Here is a 3191-nt window from a genome sequence, read left to right as displayed (position 1 = left end):
TCTCCTCACGCAGGTCGAACACCATCTTGATGGCGCGTTCACGCAGCTCTTGGGGGTACTTCCTCGGTGCGGGCACGACTCCCAGCCTTCCAGTCTTGGGAGCCTCCAACCAACCCGGGGCAGCTCAAACCAAGGTTCGGGGCCAACTGTGGAACTCAGGCCAGTGCTGGCGAGTTCGCCTGTTCTACCGCGGCCGGCTTGAACCGCCGGCCGGGCAGCGCGACCGCGATAAGCGCACCCGAGAGGTTGTAGCCGTCGACGACCCACTGCAGTCCTCTGGTGCTCGCGCCGAGTTCGGTCGCGATGCTCGGCAGGGCGACATTGACGATGGTGACGTCGAGGTTGATCGCGAGCGCCGCGACGTAGACCGCGATAAGGATTCCCGCCTTGCGACTCACGACGGATTCTCGGAGGAGACCGTGCTGGCCTCACTCGCCAGTTCTGCCCACCAAGTCTCGATGGCTTCGCTGAACTCGTCGGGTGCGTCAGACTGCAGGAAGTGGCCGACTCCGTGGAGCACCGTCGTGGTGGCGTTGGGGAAGGTCGCTTCCAATCGCTTCCGGTATCTGTCGGTGAAGATCGGATCCGTGTCAGCCCACACGATCAGGGTAGGCAACTTCTCGAGTGCGCCGAGTTGGTCTGCGAGATTGGTGAAGAACTCCCTAGCGCCGACGAGTTCACCGGGGAGGACGGCGCCGGCGTGGCGACGCTCTGGCGTGGGCGTTGCCTCGCGATAGTGGGCCATTTCGGCCTCGGACAGCTTCCGGCGCTTGTGCGCGGCTGGGATGAAGTGGTCGACGAGCAGGTTGAACCGCTTGACCAGCGCGCGTCCGACCGGGTTCCCCATGCCGCGGGAGAACACTTCGCTGCTCAGGTCGCCGTTCAACGGCCACGCCCAGGTGTTGGTCAGGATGAGGCGTTCGAACTTGTCCGGTCGTTGCTGTGCGGCGTACAGGCCGAACGGGCCGCCCCAGTTGTGGCCGACCAGGGTCAATTCTGCGACGTCGAGCCGATCGAGAAAGGAGACGAGCAGCTCAGCGTGGTCCTGTGCCAGGTACCGGTAGCCGGGGGCGGCGGTGGACAGGCCGAACCCCGGAAAGTCCAGGGCGATGCAGCGGAACTGGTCCCGCAGGGCGGCGATCACTTCGCGGTACACGAAGGACCAGACGGGATTGCCGTGCAGCATCAGCAGGATCGGCCCCGAGCCCTCGTCGACGTAGTGCACGACGTTCCCGTCGATCTCCATGAAGCGGCTTTCGAATGGAAACAGTTCGTCGCCGACCCACTCGGGCCGTTCTCCAGCGGCCATGGCCACATTCCTCTCCGTCGAGTAGGCTTGAGATTGTCAAGTCGTCTTGAGAAAGTCAAGTAGAAACATGAGTCGAAGCTACGGTCAGTACTGCGGCCTCGCCCGAGCCCTCGACGTCATCGGTGACCGCTGGAACCTCCTCATCGTCCGCCAACTCCTCATTGCTCCCGCCCGCTACCGCGAACTCCTCGACGGTCTCCCGGGCGTGGCGACCAACCTCCTCTCAGACAGGCTCCGCGATCTCGAGGCGGCAGGAGTGGTCGAACGGCGCCCAGCCGCGAAGGGCAGCGCCGTGGTGTACGCCCTCACCCCATGGGGCGCCGAGCTGCGAGAGCCGATCGAAGGCCTCATTCGCTGGTCTACGCCCCTCATGGTGAACGGGCCGGGCGGCGATCGCTTCCGCCAGGAGTGGCTTGCCGTAGCACTTCCGGCACTCATAGACAGCGGGACGGCGGATGAATCATCGACGGTCGGAGTCGCGGTCGATGAGCAACTGTTTCAGGTGCGGGTGACCCACGCAGGCCCAGAGGTCGCTCGGCATGACGGACGACCTCTCGATGCGGTCATACGCGCTGACGCAGCGACCATTCTTGGCCTGGCGGCGGGCATGCTCGCCCTCGAGGACATCCGCGGGGTTGTCGATCTCGAAGGTGATGAAAACGCTCTGCGAGGCATTTTCGCTCCCTGACGCAGCAAGGAACGGTGGTTCGCGCTCAAGACGATCGACGCTGATCGCGTGCGGCAGCGAGGTATTGGGCGTACGTCGCCGCTGAGCCGGTTGCGTGGCGCTCGGCTCGATCGTCGACGGGTGGTAGCCCAGCGCGTCAGCGACGATCGGCACTGGACCGAGCTTGGTCAGCTCGTGCAGGGTCCCAAACCGTGCCGCCCACGTGCTGAAGACCGACGCGAGCCTGGACCAGAGGCTGGCGCCGTGCATGTGCCTGCCCGGGGGAGTGGCCGCGGAACACCCAGTTGCTGTTCGGGTGGGACGCAGTGAGGTCGTTGCCGGGCGCAGCAGCGAGCTGGCGCATGGGCTCGTCCAGGGGGAGGAGAGTCTTCCTCAGACGGATCGTGACGACCTCGGCGGTCACGGTGACGTCGTCCCAGGTCAGCCGGATGAGGTCTTCGATGTGCTGGCCGAAGACGATGACCAAGATGGCGGCAGCCCCATCGCGCACGGTGAGCTCGTCGGTGTGCACCACGCCCCCGACGGCTACGTCTTGTTCTGACTTGGACAACTTGGGACTCGTGCCTCGGCGGTGCCGAGCGACGGTGAGGTCCGGCTCGACGAGTCGACATTTGATCGCCCACCGGATGAAGCGGTCGACGAACCTGCGGGCACTCGGGCCGTCCGCCAACCAGGCATCGAGGTGCTCCTGCCGGAGCTCATCGAGTGTGATGCCGTGATCGTGGAGCTAGTCCCAGCCACGTGAGCGGAGCTCAGTTCATAACCGTCCAGCACAGCCAGGCAACAAGCCGACCAACCAGTGCATCAGGGCAACGGTAGCGGCTACCTGCTGCCGAACGCCGACATTTACCGATGGCCCGGCCGAGAACAGCGCGCCGCGACCGATAGAACCGGCCGTACCTCAGTAACCGCCCTTCGCGCCCCAGCTGCCCAACGTCTGCTGCCGCCTGCCTCAACTCCAGTGGCACGGTGGTGCCTCAACTCTTCTGGCAGTGCCTCGACTTAACCCCAGGTATTCAACCGAGGCGGTAGCTCTGCTTTAGAACATGAGAAAAGGTGCCCCTGAACTGCAATGCCGGTGAGTTAAGGCATTTGCGCAGGTAGCGAGTGCTTTCGCTGGTGTTGGGCGTAGCTGGCCTCAGCGCGGATCGTCGCGATTTGGTGACGGATAGTGCGTTGGCTCGCCTGAGCAAC

4 protein-coding genes and 1 pseudogene are annotated in these 3191 nt (G+C 64.6%); 2 read left to right on the top strand and 3 right to left on the bottom strand.

From position 1 onward, the window contains the following. Positions 1-155 precede the first annotated feature (155 nt). Complete coding sequence (locus ABN273_RS58960; protein WP_349458548.1) at positions 156-398, bottom strand: hypothetical protein; 243 nt, start codon at positions 396-398, stop codon at positions 156-158. After that, positions 395-1309: an alpha/beta fold hydrolase gene (locus tag ABN273_RS58955; RefSeq protein WP_349458547.1), complete on the bottom strand. Its 915-nt coding sequence runs from the start codon at positions 1307-1309 to the stop codon at positions 395-397. Before ABN273_RS58955 ends, ABN273_RS58960 begins: the two co-directional genes overlap by 4 nt. 67 nt (positions 1310-1376) lie before the next feature. On the opposite strand from ABN273_RS58955, the pseudogene ABN273_RS58950 reads away from it, so the two are divergent. Further along, a pseudogene (locus tag ABN273_RS58950) lies at positions 1377-1661 on the top strand (winged helix-turn-helix transcriptional regulator); the annotation flags it as partial. A gap of 108 nt (positions 1662-1769) precedes the next feature. Here ABN273_RS58950 and ABN273_RS58945 read toward each other — a convergent pair. Beyond that, positions 1770-2150 carry a hypothetical protein gene (locus tag ABN273_RS58945; protein WP_349458549.1) on the bottom strand — a complete coding sequence of 127 codons (381 nt, stop codon included), beginning with the start codon at positions 2148-2150 and terminating at the stop codon, positions 1770-1772. Between the two features lie 49 nt (positions 2151-2199). On the opposite strand from ABN273_RS58945, the gene ABN273_RS58940 reads away from it, so the two are divergent. Next, positions 2200-2538 carry a hypothetical protein gene (locus tag ABN273_RS58940; RefSeq protein ID WP_349458546.1) on the top strand — a complete coding sequence of 113 codons (339 nt, stop codon included), beginning with the start codon at positions 2200-2202 and terminating at the stop codon, positions 2536-2538. Positions 2539-3191 lie beyond the last annotated feature (653 nt).

Origin of the sequence: Nonomuraea sp. B19D2 (assembly GCF_040137845.1) — a bacterium.
Classification (GTDB): Bacteria; Actinomycetota; Actinomycetes; order Streptosporangiales; family Streptosporangiaceae; genus Nonomuraea.
The sequence above is the reverse complement of the archived record's forward strand: the minus strand, read 5'-3'. Positions and strand labels throughout refer to the sequence as shown.